Raw genomic sequence first — 19,894 nt, 5'->3', positions numbered from 1 at the left:
CCACCCCTTCTTATTTCACTACTTCTACAAACTCTCCTAATAGCGAGTGTGTTTTTGCTTCCACGATGCGCACGTTCACAAGCTGTCCGACAAGCTCTTCTGGCGATACGTCCGTCTCGAAGTTCACTAAACGGTTGCTGCGCGTATAGCCTGCAAGCACGTCATCGCGGCGCTTACTGCTACCTTCTACAAGCACTTCCACAACTGTTCCTTCAAGCTTTTTCAGCGCGGCACCAGAATACTCCGCTACAACTTCATTTAAACGATGTAGACGACGCTTTTTCTCCTCGTCCGATACGTTATCAACCATTTTCGCAGCTGGTGTACCTTCGCGCGGTGAATAAATGTACGTAAACGCCATATCAAAGCCGACTTGACGGTATAAGCTAATCGTCTCCTCGAACTGCTCTTCCGTCTCGTTCGGGTAGCCGACGATAATGTCGGTCGTCAGCGTCACGTTTGGCATCGCTGCTTTAATTTTATCAACTAACGTTAAAAAATGCTCGCGTGTATATTTACGTGCCATAATTTTTAAAATGTCATTTGAGCCCGATTGTACTGGTAAGTGAATGTGCTCAACTAAATTGCCGCCTTTTGCAAGCACTTCGATTAAGTGATCGTCAAAATCGCGCGGGTGACTCGTCGTGAAGCGAATGCGCGGAATGTCGATTGTGCGCAGCTCGTCCATTAAGTCGCCTAAACGATACTCGATATCGTCAAAGTCTTTGCCGTATGCGTTAACGTTTTGCCCAAGCAGCATAATTTCTTTATACCCTTGTGCAGCAAGCTCACGTACTTCTTGAATGATTTCTTCTGGTCGGCGTGAGCGCTCCTTGCCGCGTGTGTATGGTACGATGCAGTACGTGCAAAACTTGTCGCAGCCGTACATAATGTTGACCCATGCTTTAATCGAGCCGAGACGTTTTTTCGGTAAACTTTCAATAACGTCGCCCTCTTTTGACCATACTTCAACGACCATTTCTTTTGATAAATATGCCTCTTTTAAAATGTTTGGCAGGCGGTGAATGTTATGCGTTCCAAACACCATATCAACGTGCTGGTATTGCTTTAAAATTTTGTTGACGACCGCTTCTTCCTGCGACATACAGCCGCATACACCGATTAACATATCTGGGTTTTTACGCTTATATTTCAGTAAGAAGCCAAGCTCTCCAAACACTTTGTTTTCGGCATTTTCACGAATCGCACATGTGTTCAGTAACACGACGTCCGCTTCGGCAATTTCTGTCGTTGATTCGTAACCGAGTGCCTGGAAAATACCCGCCATTACTTCTGTGTCGTGCTCGTTCATTTGACAGCCGTACGTACGAATGTAAAACTTGCGACCTACCCCCATATTTAAAAACGCTTCATCAATCGTAAAGTCTTTATGATAGTTAATATCCTCTTTACCGCGCTTTTTTGCATCTTTCAGCGACGGCGCTGTAAATACTTTCTCAAAGTAGCTACTATAATCTTTTTCCTCTTTTTTTCGTGCTGTAATTTGCTGACTAGCTAGTCGTTGTTCTTCATTCATCCGACGATAGCTCCTTTCTCCTTGCAGTGCATTCAATCATTATAGCGAACTTCCCGCATACGTGACAAGTTACGAGCTAAATTGTTCGTAGCTTTCGCGGTCGTTTTCACGCAAAATCGCCAAAAACGTCACACTTAGCTTCACAACTTGTGCCCAGTTCATCGCATACTTCGCTTCAAATTGAAACTTCGGCAAATGAACGACATCGTAAAATAACGTCTTCGGCTCAATTTGCTCCATCTGTAAATACGCTAAAAATGCTAAAAATCGCGGATGGTCATCTAGTTGTACATGTTGACTTGCAATGAGTGCATCAAGTCGCTCGTCCAAGCTATGCGCCTTCGTAAACAGCTTCATAAACTGCGCCTCATCGCGTATGTTTTTATGCTGTAAAAAATCAATAATATCCATCTTGTCACCTCATGACGTACGCAGTTTATTTTGCAGCATGTAGCCGTCAATGCCGTTCACACGCACACGTACCCAGTCGCCTTTCTCGTCGTAAACGTGTACAACCGTATGCTGCGGCAATACAGCGAGCGTGCGACTGTCCTTCGTTGCCGCTTGTCGCACAACTGCCCCGCTTTTATGATCGACGACTTTTGTTGCGGTTTGTACTTGCGCTATCTCGTGCTTCCATACGACGCGATTGTTCGCATAGCCGACGACCGTACCGTTTTCAATGCATAGCTTCGTCACCGCGTCTGTTGGAAGTAGCTTCATTTGCTTCGTTAGCGTGTCGATTTCAGTAATGCGATTGCCCCGCTTCCCATCAATGACGTATACGTGCGTTGCTGTTGCGACAATGCCAAGTGCGTACATACGCGCAATCGGCTCTAGTCGCGGCACATTTTCCGTTAACTCGATGCGTACAACGGTATCGTCTTTCACCGCATATAGCTTGCCGTTTGCGTAGCTCGGGCAAATGCTATAAAACGTGCCATTTATGCGCAGCAACGTAGACGGAATGTCGCGCATTACTTGAAAGCGCTCGCTCGTCGCACGCAGCTGTCCTTTATTATGAATGGTACGCGTTTTGCACATCGCTGCTTCTGATTGTAAAAAATATTCATACGAAATGAAATCGTCCACTCGTATGTCGTCTTGCAAACGCGGGTCATTCCACGTCACATCTAAATGATACCAATGTCCGTCCACTTGTACGATATTCCATGCGTGCGGCTCATTGTTTTTCAAAATGACGCCTGTTACATAATGAGCGCGAAGCCCCGCCTGCCTGAGCATCGCGTACGCCGCCATCGCATAGCCTTGGCACACTCCTTTATGCTCGGTGAAAATCGTATGTGCCGCGTGCGGATTGCCGTTCGTCTGCTTTGAATACGATGTATGTAATACGAGCCACTCGTTAATCGCCTGCACCTTTTCGACGTCTTGCATGTCGCGCGTCGTCATATTCGTGACGATGCGTCGTACTTCTTGCTGCACGAACTGCTCCTGCTGCGCGGTCGTATTGTACGTTAAAGAAATCGTAATGTCCACGTCTCGGTCATAGCCTTCATACGAATAGCCGTGACGCTGAATCGTCCCTGCGATGTAATCATCTTTTGCAATGGCGCGCTTCATCGCACGCGTTAATGCTGCATCTAAATTTGCGATCATTCCTTTATACCGAATGTGAAATGTCGGCGTAAACTGACGCATTCCTTGATAAATGATTGCTTGTAGCTCTGCTTCTGTATGTGCCGTTGCCGTCGGTGTCATTCGAATTCCCCCTTTTTCTTTTACTGTACCATACAAAAAATAAGCTGTCCGATACACGCGCTAAATCATATTTTTTCGCTTGTTTTTCCTAAAAAGACAAGCATAGTCATTCGCGTATTGCCTCTCCCTGCTCTGTCAATGTCACATATATTTCTTTCTTACTGCTGAAAATAGAGAATTTAGCTATATAGACGGTGAATGTATTTTAGCATTTTGTTCGTCGGCTCTCCACATCGAGGCAGGCTTTCCGCGGGCGTGGCTCGAGCCTGTAGTCTCTCGCTCACGCTTTTCCCGCAGGAGTCCGCCTCTTGTTTCGAGAGCCTCGTTCACATTCTAAATTTCAATCACCTTGTATATATATAAAAGGTATTTCATACAAGTTAGCGAACTATGAACTTAAGTTATAGTGAAGAGCTAACTAAAAAACAATCTCTACCAAATTTAAAATTCGGTAGAGATTGTTTTTGTTTGAAATGTTTAAATTGACTACTAACCACAATGTTACTGATTTTCAACAACATATTTGCTCAACTACAATTAGGCAAAATACGTCTGTCGATTTTATGAGCATTCTTGACTTTATAAGTTATACCTACGCTTTTTTATTACATAAACTCGTTCACAAGTGCGTTAAACTGATCTTCTTGTAACGAAATGTCGATATCCGTTAACGGAAGCTCTGAGTAACCTTGAATTTTTTCTTGGTACGACGCCGTTTCTGTGTCGTGGTAAATGATGCCAGTCACAAGCCCTTCATGCTGCATTGCTGTTTGCATCGCCATCTCACGGTTATGTGGGTCATAGCCTTCGATGTCTGAAAGCTTCGTTAAGTTTTCTTTAAACCAGTCGTACGTATTAATTTTGTTATACGTTACACATGGTGAGAAGACGTTAATGAATGAGAAGCCTTTATGGTTTAAACCTGCTTCAATTAAAGCTGTTAATTCTTTAATGTCTGTTGAGAAGCCTTGTGCGACGAATGTAGCACCTGCTGTTAACGCAACTTCAAGTGGCTTTAACGATGGCTCGATTGCTCCGCCTGGCGTTGACTTTGTAACAAAGCCAGCCGCTGAACGAGGGGACGTTTGCCCTTTCGTTAAGCCGTAAATTTGGTTATCCATCACAACGTATGTGATGTCGATATTACGACGGATTGCATGAATTGTATGACCCATTCCGATCGCAAAGCCGTCACCGTCACCGCCTGAAGCGATTACTTTTAAATCTTTATTGGCCATTTTTAAGCCTTGTGCAATCGGTAATGCACGACCGTGAATACCGTGGAAGCCGTAAGAATTAATATAGCCTGAAATACGACCTGAACAGCCGATTCCTGAAATCACCGCTAGCTCGCTTGGCTCGTAGCCGACGTTCGCTGCTGCACGCTGAATGGCCGCTTGTACAGAGAAGTCACCACAACCTGGGCACCAGTTCGGTTTAATTGCGTTACGAAAATCTTTAAATGTTGCCATATTAGATGCTCTCCTTTACAAGACCTGCTAATTCGCGTGGTAAAAACGGCGTTCCGTCATACTTCAGCACGTTTTTAATTTTCGCATGTCCGCCAACGTTCATTTTTAACATGTTCGCTAATTGACCTGTCGCATTGTTTTCAACGACTACAACATGTTTTGCACGGTTCACTAATTCGCTCATTTCCTCTGCAGGGAATGGGTAAATTAAACGTACGTGCGCGTGGTTTACTTTTAAACCGTCCGCTTCAAGTGACGTCATCGCCTCTTCAATCGTGCCGCGCGTCGAGTTAAAGCCGACAAGTAATACGTCCGCCTCGTCATGTGGTGCGTTCACATGCACTGGGTTGTCAAAGCGTAAATGCTCTAATTTACGGAAACGTTTATCCATTTGTGCACGACGGTTACCTGTCGCTTCAGATGGCTTCCCTTGCTCGTCATGCTCAACACCCGTTACGTGGTGAATGCCACCTTTTACACCTGGTAATACGCGTGGTGATACGCCGTCTTCTGTCACTTCGTAGCGCTTGAAGTATTCTTTCGTTTCTTCGTCTTCTACGCTGTCGACGATTTTGCCGCGACGGATTTCAACTTTACTGTAATCAAATGGCTCTACTGTTTGCTTACCAAGTGATAGTTGTAAATCGGTAATAATAATGACTGGTAATTGTAATTCTTCCGCGATGTTAAACGCTTGAATTGTATCGTAAAACGCTTCTTCACCGTTTGATGGCGCGATAACGACTTTCGGAATTTCACCATGTGTGCCGTATACCATGGCCATTAAATCTGATTGTTCTTGCTTCGTCGGTAAACCTGTTGAAGGGCCACCACGCTGCGTATCAACAATGACAAGCGGCTGCTCCGTCATCCCTGATAAACCGATTGCCTCCATCATTAATGACAGACCAGGACCTGCTGATGCTGTAAATGCGCGCACGCCACCGAAGTTTGCACCGATTGCCATCGTTGCTGCTGCGATTTCATCTTCTGTTTGAATAACCGCTCCGCCAACAAGTGGTAGCTTTTTAATCATGTATTCCATAATTTCAGAAGCTGGTGTAATCGGGTATGCTGCCATGAAGCGAGAGCCTGCTGCTAACGCGCCAAAAGCAACTGCATCGTTTCCAATCATAAACATGCGGCGCTTGCCGTCTGCTGGCTGTAGCTCCCATGCACCGACGCGCTCGCCAATTTGTGCGACTACTTCTTCACGCCCACGCTTGATCGCCTCTAAGTTTTTCGCTACGACTTCTTCGCCTTTACGACCGAAAATTTCGTCTACTACACTTTGGAATACCGATTCATCTAAGTTTAATAGCGCAGCCGTCGCACCAATTGCGACCATGTTTTTCATAAGAGATGTCCCAAGCTCCGATGCGATTTCTGTAAAGCCAATTGCATACATTGGTGCTTTACTATCTTCTGGATTTACTGGGTTGAACTTCGCATCTGCTAAAATGATGCTTGATTCCGTTAACTCTTTATAGTTCACATCGATCGTTTCTTGGTCAAACGCGACTAATATATCTAAATCGTCTGCAATCACCTGTACTGGTGTTGGACGTACTGTAATTTTATTGTTCGTGTGGCCACCTTTAATGCGAGAAGAGAAATGACGATAGCCGTATAAGTGATAGCCTAAACGGTTCATTGCCGTTGAGAAAATTTCACCTGTTGACTCGATCCCTTCACCTTGTTGCCCACCGACTTTCCACGAAAGCTGATGTAACATGTAAACATCTCCTTAATTATATATATAAAATTCCTTCATAAGTTTAACATGAACATTCGTGTTAAACTATCGTTTCTCGCGCTTTTTTCTAAATTTCAGTCAATAGGCCGAAATAGATTTATGGAAAAAAGTCAGAATTTTGTCACTTTACTTTTCGTAGTGGGTTATCTTTTTTAACTACTAACGTATCATCAAAGCAATTCGCGCTCTCCGCCTGAGCCTGCAAAACGCACGCAATCTCATTCGTCATGCTTTGGCACGAACCGCTACGTAGAACGAAATAACACGAAGCATACGCAACTAAAAAAAGCTACACAACAATAAGGCTGTCCCTATTGTCGTATAGCTTTCAATCATTACGCTTCAAACGGATAATCTGCGTTAATGTAAATGCGTTCTTGTCGAAGCGCCTTGCCTGTTTTATCGTCAATTTCAACGAAGAAGCCGCTCAGCACGTCGCGTCCTTTTTTCGGTACTTCAAAGCGCTGAGGCATTTGTGTTTGGAAGCGGTAAATGACATTTTCTTTCGTCATACCTAAAATTTCATCGTACGGACCTGTCATACCAACGTCAGTAATGTACGCTGTGCCGCCTGGGTAAATGCGCGCGTCCGCTGTTTGTACGTGCGTATGCGTGCCAACAACTACTGATGCACGACCGTCTAAATGCCAGCCGAGCGCGATTTTTTCACTCGTCGCTTCCGCATGGAAATCGACGAACACGAGCGGTGAAATTTTCTTCGCTTCTGCAATGAGTTCATCTGCTTTTGCGAACGGATCGTCATGCGGCGGTAAAAATGTGCGTCCGTGTAAGTTAATAACTGACATCGTTACGCCGTTTTTCGAAATTTGTACCATGCCTTTACCTGGTGCTTCTGGCGAAAAATTTGCTGGGCGAATTAAATAGTCCGCATCGTCAATAAATTCAAAAATGTCGCGGTTATCCCACGTATGGTTCCCCATCGTAATGACGTCAACGCCCATTTGTAATAAATCATTGTAAATGCTTTGCGTAATGCCGCGACCTGCTGCTGCGTTTTCGCCGTTTGCAATAACAACATCGACCGCATACTTACGCTTTAAGCGCGGTAAATATTTTTCCACAGCGTCGCGACCGATTGAGCCGACGATATCGCCGATAAATAAAACTTTCATATAATCACTCTTTCTCCAATAGATATACGTATTATAGCGTTTTTTCAAGTCGTTGTAAAAAAGCGCACAAAAAAGACGCGAAACGACATGTATCGTTTCGCGCCTTTTCGTTACATTATTTTACTGTAACTGCGTACGTTAATGATGTGTTGTTTGAGAATACAACTTTCACGTTTGCTGGTTGTAAATCTTTCACAAGCTTGTCGCCACCTAACTCATCGTACGCTTCTACTGCTGCGACTTTCACCTTACTTGCTAAGTTAGCTAACGACTCATTTGACGTTTTATTTGCAGGTACTGTAATAGCTTTTGTTACGTTATTGACTGTTACAGTCACTGTTGATAACGCATCTAAAGCTTCTACTTGTGAATCCGTAACATTTGCTAACGCTTCTTGTGCAAATGCCATTAAACCTAAGCCTTCTTGCGCTTCTGTCGCAAGTGCTGCACGTAGCTCTGCTAATGTTGCTGTATCTGTTACGTCAATTGTAATTGAGCCGCCACCTGTTGATGATGTATAGCTATACGTAATGTTTTCTACATGTTGTTGTAATTGCGCTTTATACGCTTGGAACTGCTCTGTTGCTTCTACTTTTGTTAAGAACGACTCAAAGCCTGGCTCGTAGTTTGTTGTTGTCGTTCCGCCGCCTGAGCTGCCGCCACCTCCACCTGAGCTACCGCCACCGCCTGTTGATGGTGGGTTTACTACTGGTGGATCCACTACTGGTGGTGTCGTCGGCTCGTATTCCGTCACTGGAATATCGTCTACATTCGGTAAGCCTGTAATGACGTCTGATGGTTTCACACCTTTTGGTACTGTAATACCGCCGACGTTGTTTGTGCCGCTGAATGCTGCGTTTGCATCTACACCAAACGTAATGTTGTCGATATCGCTATCTGTAATTGTCACTTTTACTTTGTCAGCAACTTTCACATCTTTTGCATCTGCATTTTTTAACGTAATGCCGTCTGCTCCAATTTCAATTGCTTCAACTGCTAAATTTTGCGCATCAAACGTCGTGTTCGCTGCTTTTAATTTTAGCGATTTTACATTTTTAATGACGTTGCCTGTTTTTGATTTTTGTACAGTTAACACAATTTCAGCGCCAAGTAATGCCGCTTCATTTGCTTCACCGAAAAATGCCGCCCATTGACTATCTGCTGCATATTCAACACCGCCGATTGTCACGACGCCGTTTTCAATTTTCGTAATGGTACCTGTTACTTCAACAAGCTCAAACTCCACCGCATCTTCAGCACGGATGATGAATGATGCTAATTGCGCGCGCGTTACGTTTTCACGTGGACTATACGTAGTAGCTGTTGTACCAACTGTTACGCCGTGATCGTATAACGCTTCGATATCATTTCTGTACTCAGATAACGCGATGTCCGTAAATGGCGCTACGTTTTCATCTTGCTCTAGCTTAAATGCACGCGTTAAAATTTTCGCCATATGCCCACGTGTTAACGTCGCATCTGGGCGGTACGTGCCATCTTCATAGCCGTCGATAATGCCTTCATCTACTAATGCAGCAATTGCACCGTAATATTGGAAGCTCGTTTTAATATCTGTAAAGTTTGGATTTTCAACATTTACTGTATCTAACCCTAAAATACCCGCAATCATTTTCGCAGCTTGTCCACGCGTTACCGCTTGACCTGGCTTAAATGTACCATCAGGAAACCCTTGAACGATGTTACGCTCTGCTAACTCGTTAATCGTTTCAAAATGTCCGTGTGTCGTCGGTACGTCTGGAAACACTTGTGCTGCTTCCGTCGTCGGCACAGCTACAACTGAAGCTGTCAATGCAGCAGCAGTTGCTGTTGCGATAAATTGATATCGTTTTTTCATGATAAAATTCCCCCTTTTATCTATATACAATTTTATCACATATACTGCCTTTGAAAAGAAATATTTGGATAATTATGATGAATTATATAAAAAAGGTAGCAAGATGTTAACATCCCGCTACCTTTTTTCTTATTACTTCGCGTATTCAACCGCGCGTGTTTCACGCAATACGGTAATTTTAATATGCCCTGGATAATCGAGTTCTTCTTCAATACGCTTGCGAATATCCCGCGCTAAGCGATGTGCTGATAAGTCGTCAATTTTGTCAGGCTGTACGATAATGCGCACTTCACGACCTGCTTGAATGGCAAATGATTTTTCAACGCCGTCATATGACTCTGAAATTTCTTCTAGCTTCTCTAGACGACGAATGTAGTTTTCAAGCGTCTCACTGCGCGCACCTGGACGAGCTGCTGATAAAGCGTCTGCTGCTGCAACGAGCACTGCAATAACCGATGTCGCTTCCACATCACCATGATGCGATGCGATACTGTTAATAACAACGGGGTGCTCTTTATATTTCGTCGCAAGCTCCACGCCGATTTCAACGTGGCTACCTTCGACTTCATGGTCAATTGCTTTCCCGATGTCATGCAGTAAGCCTGCTCGTTTTGCAAGTGTTACGTCCTCGCCAAGCTCGGCTGCAAGTAATCCCGCTAAATGCGCCACTTCGATCGAATGCTTTAAAACGTTTTGACCATAGCTCGTACGATACTTCATACGTCCTAAAATTTTCATTAAATCTGGGTGTATGTTATGAATTCCTACTTCGAAAATCGTTTGCTCGCCTGTTTCGCGAATTTGCTCATCCACTTCACGGCGAGATTTCTCAACCATCTCTTCAATACGCGCTGGGTGAATACGACCATCCTGCACAAGCTTTTCTAATGCAAGACGTGCTGTTTCACGACGAATTGGATCGAATCCTGATAAAATTACTGCTTCTGGTGTATCGTCAATAATTAAATCAATACCAGTTAACGTTTCAAGTGTTCGAATGTTTCGACCTTCACGACCGATAATTCGACCTTTCATTTCATCATTCGGTAATGTGACAACCGACACAGTCGTTTCTGCAACGTGATCTGCCGCAAAACGTTGTAACGCAAGCGATAAAATTTCACGCGCTTTTTTATCTGACTCTTCTTTTGCACGTAGCTCAAACTCTTTTGTCATCGTCGCGATATCTGCTGTTAGCTCTTGCTCGACTTCACGTAAAATAATTCCTTTTGCTTCTTCACGTGTTAACGCCGAAATACGCTCTAGCTCAGATTGTTGCTGTGCAACGAGTTGTTCCACTTTGCTTTCCATCTGCTCAAGTTGCTGTTGTCTTTCAGCGACGTTTTGATCTTTACGCTCTAACCCTTCTTCTCTCTTATTTAGAGCTTCATCCTTACGATCTAAGTTTTCTTCTCTTTGTAATAAGCGATTTTCTTGCTTTTGAAGCTCGAAACGACGTTCACGAATATCGTTTTCGGCATCAGTTCGAAGTTTGTGAGTTTCATCCTTAGCTTCAAGTAGTGCTTCCTTCTTTAAAGCGTCTGCCTCTCGCTTTGCTTCATCAACAATTTGGTCGGCAATAAATTTTGCACCATTTACTTTTGATTCATTCACTTGTTTCACGTAGAAATAAACAACAACGGCACCGACGATGATTCCAAGCATAGCGGAGATGATGATTGTAATGATTTCTGGCATTCGAACACCTCCTCTTGCTAATGTCAGCTCATGTTCAATTGATGTACGCTTTTTATGCGTCATTTCATTTCAAATGTAAGAAATTATACTTCTCAATTGTAAATGTAATGTTGCCAAACTGTCAAGGAGCGGCAACGGTTCGCTTTACTTCGGCGTAGTGTTTACAGTCGCTATGAGATGAGAAAAAGGCAAAGCTAAAACAGTTCAGCTTTGCCCTCCATTTATTATTCTTCCTCTAGTACGTCCGCGTCATGAGAATCGTTCTTTTCAATCACCGGTGCTACACCTTCACCAATGCCATGATAAATGCGAATTTTCTCCGCTACGTCTTCACGAATATGTGGATTATCTTTTAAAAATTGCTTCGCGTTTTCGCGCCCTTGCCCGATTCGTTCGCCATTGTATGAATACCACGAACCGCTCTTTTGAATAATATCAAGCTCTGCACCAAGGTCCACAATTTCACCCTCTTTTGAAATCCCTTCACCGTACATAATGTCGACTTCAACTGTGCGGAACGGTGGTGCTACTTTATTTTTCACTACTTTCACTTTCGTTTTGTTACCGATAATTTCTGTACCTTGCTTAATCGCCTCTGCACGACGCACTTCTAAACGAACAGATGAGTAGAATTTTAGCGCACGACCACCTGTAGTCGTCTCTGGATTTCCGAACATAACACCGATTTTTTCACGGATTTGGTTAATAAACACGGCCAATGTATTTGATTTATTAATCGCACCTGACAGTTTACGTAATGCTTGAGACATTAAACGCGCTTGTAACCCCATGTGCGAGTCACCCATTTCGCCTTCGATTTCGGCCTTTGGTACTAATGCAGCAACTGAGTCAACAACGATAATATCAATTGCACCTGAGCGCACTAATGCTTCTGCAATTTCTAACGCTTGCTCACCTGTATCTGGTTGAGATAATAATAAGTCATCAATTTTAACGCCTAGTTTTTGTGCGTATTCCGGATCTAACGCGTGCTCTGCATCAATAAATGCTGCTGTTCCACCGTTTGCTTGTACTTCTGCAATCGCATGTAACGCAAATGTCGTTTTACCTGAAGATTCTGGACCGTAAATTTCAATAATACGTCCTTTTGGATAACCACCAATACCTAATGCAATATCTAACGCTACCGAACCTGATGGTGTTGCACTTACTTTACGGTCTGTCGCCTCACCAAGTTTCATAACCGAACCTTTACCAAATTGTTTTTCGATTTGCTTTAACGCCATTTCTAACGCTTGTTTACGATCGCTCATATGCTGCATTTCCTCCTTCGTTCTTCTCCATTACTATAGTTAAAGTATAACTCGTTTCATTGAAACATTCAAGTAAAAAGCGAACATATTTTCGCTTTTTATAAAAATACTATTTTAGGCGTATTCATTGCAAAATGTAGTCAAATACGCTATATGACGCGCTTTTCACACTCTTTATTATACGGGAAAACACATGAAATCTGGAGCAAAACGACTTGAGCCGGAGCATACACGCTCTTTATTTTTCACATAAAAAAGAGGTGTGCAGCAGTTCTGTTAACTGATTGCCCACCTCCATCATTTACTTTTCATAACCGTTTGCAACGAGCTGCTGCATAATATAATGACATGCATATTTCACCGTACGAATGCGGTTTGTATTACGCATACCACTTAAATTTAACTTGTACGTCTTCACATCACCTTGTACGTCGATGCCAATGAAAACTGTTCCAGGTGGCTGGTCGCCGTGTGAATTCGGTCCAGCTGCACCCGTTAAACCGATGCCGATATTTGTTTGGAACTTATCGCGCACACCGATCGCCATCGCTGCTGCAACTTCTGCACTCACAACAGAATGCTGCTCAATTAATGCGCGGTCGATGCCGAGCTGCTGTACTTTCACGTCCTCGTTGTAGGCGACGACGCCACCTGCAAGCACTGCGCTCACACCGTTAATTTCAGCGAGCTCTGCTTGGAATAGCCCTGCTGTTAAACTTTCCGCGGCGGCAATCGTTAGCTCGTGACGCTGTAGCATTTCAACCGTTTTTGACACGATCGTATCGTCGTTCACACCGTATTGGTACTGTCCAACGATTGCTTGTAGCTGCTTCGTCATATCCTCATTTAATTGCGTCGCCTCGGCAATCGTTTTTGCCTTCGCTGTAATGCGCAGTTTCACTTCACCAGCTGATGCAAGCGGTGCAACAGTCGGATTCGTTTGCGCATCTAAAATATGTTGAATGCGCAGTTCTAGCTCTGCCTCGCCAATGCCAAAAAAGTGCATAACGTGCGATAAAATAATGCTTTCATCATCGCAAAGCTTCGCGGCTAAATACGGCTTCGCTTCAAATTGGAACATCGGCTCTAGCTCGTGTGGCGGTCCTGGAAACAGCATGTATGTATGCGTTTCTGTTTCAAGCGCCATTCCTGGAGCCATACCGTTTTTATTTGGAAACACGTGACTTCCTTCTAATACGAGCGCCTGCTTTTTGTTATTTTCTGTCATGACGCGATTGCGCGATGCGAAAAACTGCTCAATCGACTGCATTGCCATTTCGTCCGTTACAAGCTTACGTCCGACGACACGCGCAATCGTCTCCTTCGTTAAATCATCTTTCGTCGGCCCAAGCCCACCTGAGAAAATGATGACGTTCGCACGCTTTTGTGCAATCGCCACCGCCTCCTCTAAACGTTGTGGGTTATCCCCAACAACGGTATGATAATACACGTTAATGCCAAGCTCGCTTAAATGCTGCGATAAAAACTGTGCGTTCGTATTTGTAATTTGCCCAAGTAGTAACTCTGAGCCTACTGCGATGATTTCTGCATTCACAAAAAAGTCCCCTTTACTTGTTTGTTAATAGTGCGTGACGGTTCGGATAAAAATAACCCCATCCTGACCATACTGTAAAGAACAATGACACGTAAAGCATAATTAAATCAAATCGAATGTCAATTAACGTAAAAATTGTATTGTTTAATAACAACGCTGAAATAGCAACAATCTGCGTCCACGTTTTAATTTTCCCTAAGTTGTTTGCTGCAACAACTTCGCCACCACCTGCTAGCACAAGTCGTAATCCTGTCACCGCAAACTCACGGCTAATAATTAAAATGACTACCCATGCAGGTGCATATTGCATTTCAACAAGTAAAATAAGCGCGGCTGAAACGAGCAACTTATCTGCAAGCGGGTCTAAAAATTTCCCTAAGTTTGTGACTAAATTGTATTTACGTGCGTAATATCCGTCTACCCAATCTGTTGCCGATGCAAAGATGAAAATTAATGCACCGATGAACTGACTAACGCCAATGTCAGCTCCGATAAACGTCATGTTGCCCCATCCAAAATCGAACATAATAAAAATCATGAAGACTGGAATTAATAAAATACGTGACACCGTAATTTTATTTGGAATGTTCATGTTCGTTAACACCTTTCGTTTTAAATGTCGTCTTGCCTCTTTAATAAGACACCACGCAACTACGAGAGCTGCGTGGAGACGAATCGTTAGTTATGATTGTACATATTAGAAAGGAAATAGCCATAATGCGATGACTATTTCCTTTCAAAATAATGACTCGAAATTATTCAGCAAATTGAATAATAATATTTTGCGTGACGATATTTTGTGCGTATTGTAGTTCTTCGCCATTTACAAATACTTTTGCCTTCGTCGAGTCACCTAAACGAATGCGGGCAAAGCGGTTTGCCGTTGCATCGAATTCGACAACTTCACCGTTATCGTAAGCACGTGCATCTACTTGCTCAGCTGCACTTGCATTTCGAATACCGATCCATGTTAAACCATACGCTTCAACGCGTAAATTCATCGTATCCGTATTAGAAAGTGTATAAATTGTCGTTACACCATCTGCTTGAATTTCACCTTGAGGAAGTGTTTGCGCTGGTGCTGCTGGTTCCTCAATCGCTTCCTCTTCGTTTTGTTCACCGTCTTCTACAACGCCTGCTTCTGTCGGATCTTTTTCCACATATTCAACTTCAGGTGCTTGTTCTTTCTCAACTGCTGTATCATTGCCGAGCTTCTTTTGTAAGAAAATCCAAAATACGACAAATAACACAATAATGAATAGTGCGACAATAATTTTCGGCATTGCTTCGACTAGTTTACTTGATGAACGAGAGATTTTTCGACGATTAGGTGTACTTTGAATTGAGCTTGTCACTTCTTCTGTGCTTGCTTCTGGAAGATCCAGTTTGTACGTTACTAATAATTCTTCATAGTTTAAGCCGACCGCTTCCGCATATTGCTTCACAAAAGCACGAACGTAAAACGCGCCGGGCATCATGTCAAAATTGCCTTCTTCAATTGCTTGTAAATAGCGCTTTTGAATCTTTGTAATATCCTGTAAATCGTCTAACGATAATTGCTTTACAAGACGCGCTTCCCTCAAGCGACTTCCAATATCATTCACCAATAACACCTACTTTACTTAAAAATTAAAACCATCAAACCCTCCGCCAAATCCACTAAAGCTACCGAAATCGGATTGTTTTTGATTTTGCTCTAAAATTTCAAATGTAATTTCCTCTTCTGGATGATGACGCAGCTCAATAATATAATCAAAATCATCAAGCGTATATTCCGAATTTTGCACGAATATATCCGGATGCTCGATTACTTTCGTTGTAGGAAAGCTCATCATTTCTCGCACTAGCTGCAAGTGACGCTCATCGCCTGAACGTCGCGTTACAACGCCGTCTAAAATAAAGACGTTATCCGTGCTAAATTCATCCCCAAGCAGTTTATTACGCAACGTTTGCTTAATCATTGTAGACGATAAAAAAATCCATCGCTTATTTGCACAGACGCTTGCCGCCACGATCGACTCGGTTTTTCCAACGCGTGGCATCCCACGAATCCCAATCATTTTATGACCATCTTTTTTAAAGATTTCCGCTAAAAAATCAACTAAAATACCTAGCTCGCTCCGCACAAAGCGAAATGTATTTTTTTCGTCGCTATCTTTCGGAATATAATGACCGTGACGTAGTGCTAAATGGTCACGCAACTTCGGCTGACGAAACTTTGTTACATGTATATGCTCCATCGTTGAAACAATCGAGCGAAAGCGATCAATGGATTCCTCGCGTTCTGCTGACAACAACATACCTCGATGAACCTCATCAATCCCATTAATCGTTACAATATTCACACGCAGCATACCTAACAGTGATGAAATATCGCCAAGTAGCCCTGGGCGATTGACTTGAATTTCGTACTCAAAATACCATTCATTCATGAACATCAACTCCTTTATGATGCGTGTGCACGCGGTTGCTTCTATTTATCATCATATCCGATTTTCTACCTATTGAAAAGTTCCATTCATGATATTTCAGGGCGTTTTAATAGAAAATTCGCTAAAAATCTCATAAACCTTACTTTCATGAAACGACATGTTCCTTTATATGTACCAACCGCCGTTTATTCGCACGCATTGCCCTGTAACGTAACGCGTCGCATCGCTCATATAAAATGCGACCATATGTGCAACTTCGTCTGGCTCTCCTGCTCGCTGCATCGGAATGTCCGCGAGTAGCTCCTGCTGCTCGTCCTCACTCAAATGCCCATTCATATTCGTATGAATGAATCCTGGTAAAATGGCGTTAACACGAATGCTCGGTGCGACCTCTTGTGCATATGCCTTCACAAATGCATGCTGTGCCCCTTTTACTGCTGAGTACGCCACTTCAAACGATGCCCCTGCCTCGCCCCAAATGGAGCCGATGACGACAATCGAGCCGTTCGCCTGACGCAACTTCGAGCTAAGAAGCGCACAAAGACGCATCGGATTTTGTACGTGAACGCGCCATAACGCATCCATCACCTCGACGCTCGTATCGTCTAGCATGCCGTAATATGCCTGCCCGTTCGCAAAAACGATGGCATGAAGCGAAAAAATGTGCGGTACAAGCTGCTCTGCGCCGTCTGCAACGCTAAAGTCAGCTTGTACCGTCATAAATTCCTGCTCGCGGTAGTTGCTTGCTAGCTCGTGATACAATGCATCGATGCGGTCTTTCCCTTTGTAATACTGCAAATAAAGCGACCAGCCATCTTGCGCTAAGCGGCGACAAATCGCTTGACCAATCGCACCCGATGCACCGACGACGAGCGCAAATCGCTTATGCATGCTGCTCCATCGGCAATACAGTGAAAATCGTTTGCTGGTCTTGCCCTTGAATGGACGTTAACGCTTCTTGAATGTCGTCAAATGTTAATTGCTCAAGCGTCGGTACAGCATCAAATAAGTTCATGTCGTTAAATTTATAACGTGTAAATGAGTTTGCAATAAATTCAATCGAGTTCATCGCGCGTAAATAGAAGCCAATTTTTTTGCGTTTCATGCGCTCAACGTCCTCTGCTGTAAACGGCAATGCCGACTCAGCCGCCTTTAGCTCCTGCTGAATTTCCTCGATTAAACGCGCTGGCTCTGACGTATCGGAACCGATTAAACCAAATCCAAACCCTTCTTCAAGTGAGAAATCTTGCCCGAACGACTCGTCGATTAAATCCGCCTCGTATACGCGCGTGTAAAACGGTGATGTGCGTCCGAACAATAGCTCAAAGCCGATGTTCATTGCTAGCTCGTGCTTTAACATGTCCGCACCTTGTAAATGCACCGTTTTCGCCTTTAAGCCGAGCATCACTTTTGGCTTTTGCACGTCCATATGCAGCGTTCGTTCCTTCACCGCAACATGCGTCGGCTCCTCGTCGAAATGACGGTTAAGCGGCGTCGGCTCTTGGAATTCCTTGCTCGCTTGGTCGTTGCGAATGAAGTCCATCATTTCTTCAGGCTCCACTGCCCCAATGACAAATAGCAACATATTCGACGGATGATAAAACGTGTTGTAGCACGTATATAAATGCTCCGCTGTAATGCCGTCAATCGTTTCAATCGTTCCAGCGATGTCGATTTTTACTGGATGATTATGATACATATTTTCAATCGTGCCGAAATATTGACGCCAATCTGGTTGGTCATCGTACATCGTAATTTCTTGCCCGATAATGCCTTTTTCTTTGTTGACCGTTTCTTCTGTAAAGTACGGCTGCTGCACGAAATCAAGCAGCGTTTTCGTGCTGTCGTAAATGTGGTTTGTGCCTGAGAATAAATACGCTGTGCGCGTAAATGACGTAAATGCGTTTGCCGATGCACCGAGCTCACTAAATTTTTGGAACACATCGCCGTCTTCCTTTTCAAACATTTTATGCTCTAAAAAATGCGCGATGCCGTCTGGTACGGTAATCATTTCTTCCTCACCAATTGGCACGAACGTACGATCAATCGAACCGTATTTCGTCGTGAACGTCACGAATGTTTTCGAAAACCCTTTTTTCGGTAAAATGTATACGTCTAAGCCGTTGTCGAGCTTTTCGTAATAAAGCGTTTCGTCTAGTTGTTCAAATGTAATTTTCTCCATTATTCTTGCTCCTTCCCACTTAAGAAGTAAACTTTCTCAAGCGTTACGTACTTCGCCATACGCGCGACGTCATCTAACGTAATGCGATCCCAACGAGCCGCCCACGTGTCGATCGAAAATTGCTCGTCTAACTCTTTGTATTGGTCGTACACTTCAATTTGACCTCGTGCCGAATCAAGTGCCTCTTTTAATTGATTTGTTAACATCGCCTTCGTTTGCGCTAGCTCAAGCTCGGTCATATCACCTTGCTGCATCGCTGTTAGCTGCTGTTGAATTAACGTGTATGCTTTTTCCTCATTCGCCGCTTCAATGCCAGCTAATACAAATACTAAGCCGTAATGCCCTGAGTATGAGCTTGACGCGTAGTACGCTAAGCTTTCTTTCTCGCGTACGTTCATAAATAGCTTCGCATGTGGGTAGCCGCCGAACATGCCGTTAAATATTTGCATCGCCGCAAAGTCGTCGTCGCCAAAGCGTACTGATGTGCTATAGCCAATATGTAGCTTCCCTTGCTTCATGTCCTGCTGCTCACGTACGTATTCAAATTCCGTCGTGCTTGCCGGAATCGCTTCAAGTGGCTGTGCATCACGATCTGCAAATGGTAGCTCTTGCTTTAGACGCGTCGCCATTTCATCAGGCTGTACATCGCCGACAACGTAAATATCGATGCGATCGTGTAAAAGCATGTCGTGATACGCTGCTGTTACGTCCGCCACAGTTAACGCTTTTACCGCTTCAAGCGAGCCGTTCGCTGAAATTGAAGCGGCGTGATTTGGACGCATTAGCTTCGTTAACTGCTGCTGTGCATAGCGCGTTTTATCATCAAAAATCGATTGAATGCGCTGCACGACCATTTCGCGCTCACGGTTGACGATTGCTTCTTTGAATTGCCCTGCTTCGTCCACATTCGGCTCAAAAACCGACGTATGAATTGTTTGTAGCACTTCTTGTAACACGTTCGCATTTTTTAAATATTGGTCGTTTACCGTTTCAACATTTAATAATACCGTATGCTCATTGCCACGCTTTGCCGTATCAAAATATAACACCGTGCCGTATAAATCGTCTAAGTAGCTACGGAATGCCGCCGTCGTATCGTACTTTGCGTTGCTATGCTGTAAAACGTTCGTTAACACTGTACGTGCAGCTGCCGCCTCGTCCGTTAACGGAGCACGCCATTTAATTGAGAAGTTTACCGTTTTAAATTGTGTTGTTGGATGTACATGAAGCTGCACACCTTTTGCTAATTGGATTGTTGTAAACAAAATCCGATTCCTC

The 19,894-nt window shown here is 43.8% G+C and carries 16 protein-coding genes; all 16 read right to left on the bottom strand.

Features of this window, described 5'->3' with window-relative positions; genetic code table 11:
• Positions 1-10: 10 nt before the first annotated feature.
• The 16 genes from miaB to yfmF all read right to left on the bottom strand — a co-directional run bounded on the left by miaB (position 11) and on the right by yfmF (position 19,881).
• Positions 11-1,537: a tRNA (N6-isopentenyl adenosine(37)-C2)-methylthiotransferase MiaB gene (gene miaB, locus A6K76_RS04640; RefSeq protein WP_066462584.1), complete on the bottom strand. Its 1,527-nt coding sequence runs from the start codon at positions 1,535-1,537 to the stop codon at positions 11-13.
• Positions 1,538-1,606: 69 nt separating this feature from the next.
• Entirely contained in the window at positions 1,607-1,948 is a 342-nt protein-coding gene (locus tag A6K76_RS04635) for a hypothetical protein (protein WP_066462582.1), read from the bottom strand.
• A gap of 9 nt (positions 1,949-1,957) precedes the next feature.
• Positions 1,958-3,259, bottom strand: a complete 1,302-nt coding sequence (locus A6K76_RS04630) for a transglutaminase domain-containing protein (protein ID WP_066462580.1) — start codon at positions 3,257-3,259, stop codon at positions 1,958-1,960.
• Positions 3,260-3,864: 605 nt separating this feature from the next.
• Positions 3,865-4,731 (bottom strand): 2-oxoacid:ferredoxin oxidoreductase subunit beta, encoded by an 867-nt coding sequence (locus A6K76_RS04625; RefSeq protein ID WP_066462579.1) that lies wholly within the window; start codon positions 4,729-4,731, stop codon positions 3,865-3,867.
• A gap of 1 nt (position 4,732) precedes the next feature.
• Positions 4,733-6,466 (bottom strand): 2-oxoacid:acceptor oxidoreductase subunit alpha, encoded by a 1,734-nt coding sequence (locus A6K76_RS04620; RefSeq protein ID WP_066462578.1) that lies wholly within the window; start codon positions 6,464-6,466, stop codon positions 4,733-4,735.
• Positions 6,467-6,822: 356 nt separating this feature from the next.
• Positions 6,823-7,620: a TIGR00282 family metallophosphoesterase gene (locus A6K76_RS04615; protein ID WP_066462577.1), complete on the bottom strand. Its 798-nt coding sequence runs from the start codon at positions 7,618-7,620 to the stop codon at positions 6,823-6,825.
• 115 nt (positions 7,621-7,735) lie between these two features.
• A complete protein-coding gene (locus A6K76_RS04610) occupies positions 7,736-9,475 on the bottom strand; it encodes an S-layer homology domain-containing protein (RefSeq protein WP_066462575.1) in 1,740 nt (579 codons plus the stop codon).
• A gap of 132 nt (positions 9,476-9,607) precedes the next feature.
• Positions 9,608-11,173, bottom strand: coding sequence for a ribonuclease Y (gene rny / locus A6K76_RS04605; protein ID WP_083995284.1), 1,566 nt, complete (start codon positions 11,171-11,173; stop codon positions 9,608-9,610).
• Between the two features lie 224 nt (positions 11,174-11,397).
• Complete coding sequence (recA, locus tag A6K76_RS04600) at positions 11,398-12,447, bottom strand: recombinase RecA (protein ID WP_066462573.1); 1,050 nt, start codon at positions 12,445-12,447, stop codon at positions 11,398-11,400.
• Positions 12,448-12,748: 301 nt separating this feature from the next.
• Positions 12,749-14,002, bottom strand: a complete 1,254-nt coding sequence (locus A6K76_RS04595) for a competence/damage-inducible protein A (RefSeq protein WP_066462571.1) — start codon at positions 14,000-14,002, stop codon at positions 12,749-12,751.
• Between the two features lie 13 nt (positions 14,003-14,015).
• Complete coding sequence (gene pgsA, locus A6K76_RS04590; RefSeq protein ID WP_066462569.1) at positions 14,016-14,594, bottom strand: CDP-diacylglycerol--glycerol-3-phosphate 3-phosphatidyltransferase; 579 nt, start codon at positions 14,592-14,594, stop codon at positions 14,016-14,018.
• 163 nt (positions 14,595-14,757) lie between these two features.
• A complete protein-coding gene (locus tag A6K76_RS04585; RefSeq protein WP_066462567.1) occupies positions 14,758-15,606 on the bottom strand; it encodes a helix-turn-helix domain-containing protein in 849 nt (282 codons plus the stop codon).
• 18 nt (positions 15,607-15,624) lie between these two features.
• Positions 15,625-16,434, bottom strand: a complete 810-nt coding sequence (locus A6K76_RS04580; protein WP_066462566.1) for a DUF3388 domain-containing protein — start codon at positions 16,432-16,434, stop codon at positions 15,625-15,627.
• Between the two features lie 165 nt (positions 16,435-16,599).
• On the bottom strand, positions 16,600-17,325 hold the full coding sequence (gene ymfI / locus A6K76_RS04575; protein ID WP_066462564.1) for an elongation factor P 5-aminopentanone reductase: 726 nt from the start codon (positions 17,323-17,325) through the stop codon (positions 16,600-16,602).
• Positions 17,318-18,616: an EF-P 5-aminopentanol modification-associated protein YfmH gene (gene yfmH, locus A6K76_RS04570; protein ID WP_066462561.1), complete on the bottom strand. Its 1,299-nt coding sequence runs from the start codon at positions 18,614-18,616 to the stop codon at positions 17,318-17,320. Before yfmH ends, ymfI begins: the two co-directional genes overlap by 8 nt.
• Entirely contained in the window at positions 18,616-19,881 is a 1,266-nt protein-coding gene (gene yfmF, locus A6K76_RS04565; protein WP_066462559.1) for an EF-P 5-aminopentanol modification-associated protein YfmF, read from the bottom strand. Before yfmF ends, yfmH begins: the two co-directional genes overlap by 1 nt.
• Positions 19,882-19,894: the final 13 nt, after the last annotated feature.

This window comes from Caryophanon latum, from assembly GCF_001700325.1.
GTDB classification, from domain to species: domain Bacteria; phylum Bacillota; class Bacilli; order Bacillales_A; family Planococcaceae; genus Caryophanon; species Caryophanon latum.
This window is presented reverse-complemented; position numbering and strand designations above follow the sequence as displayed.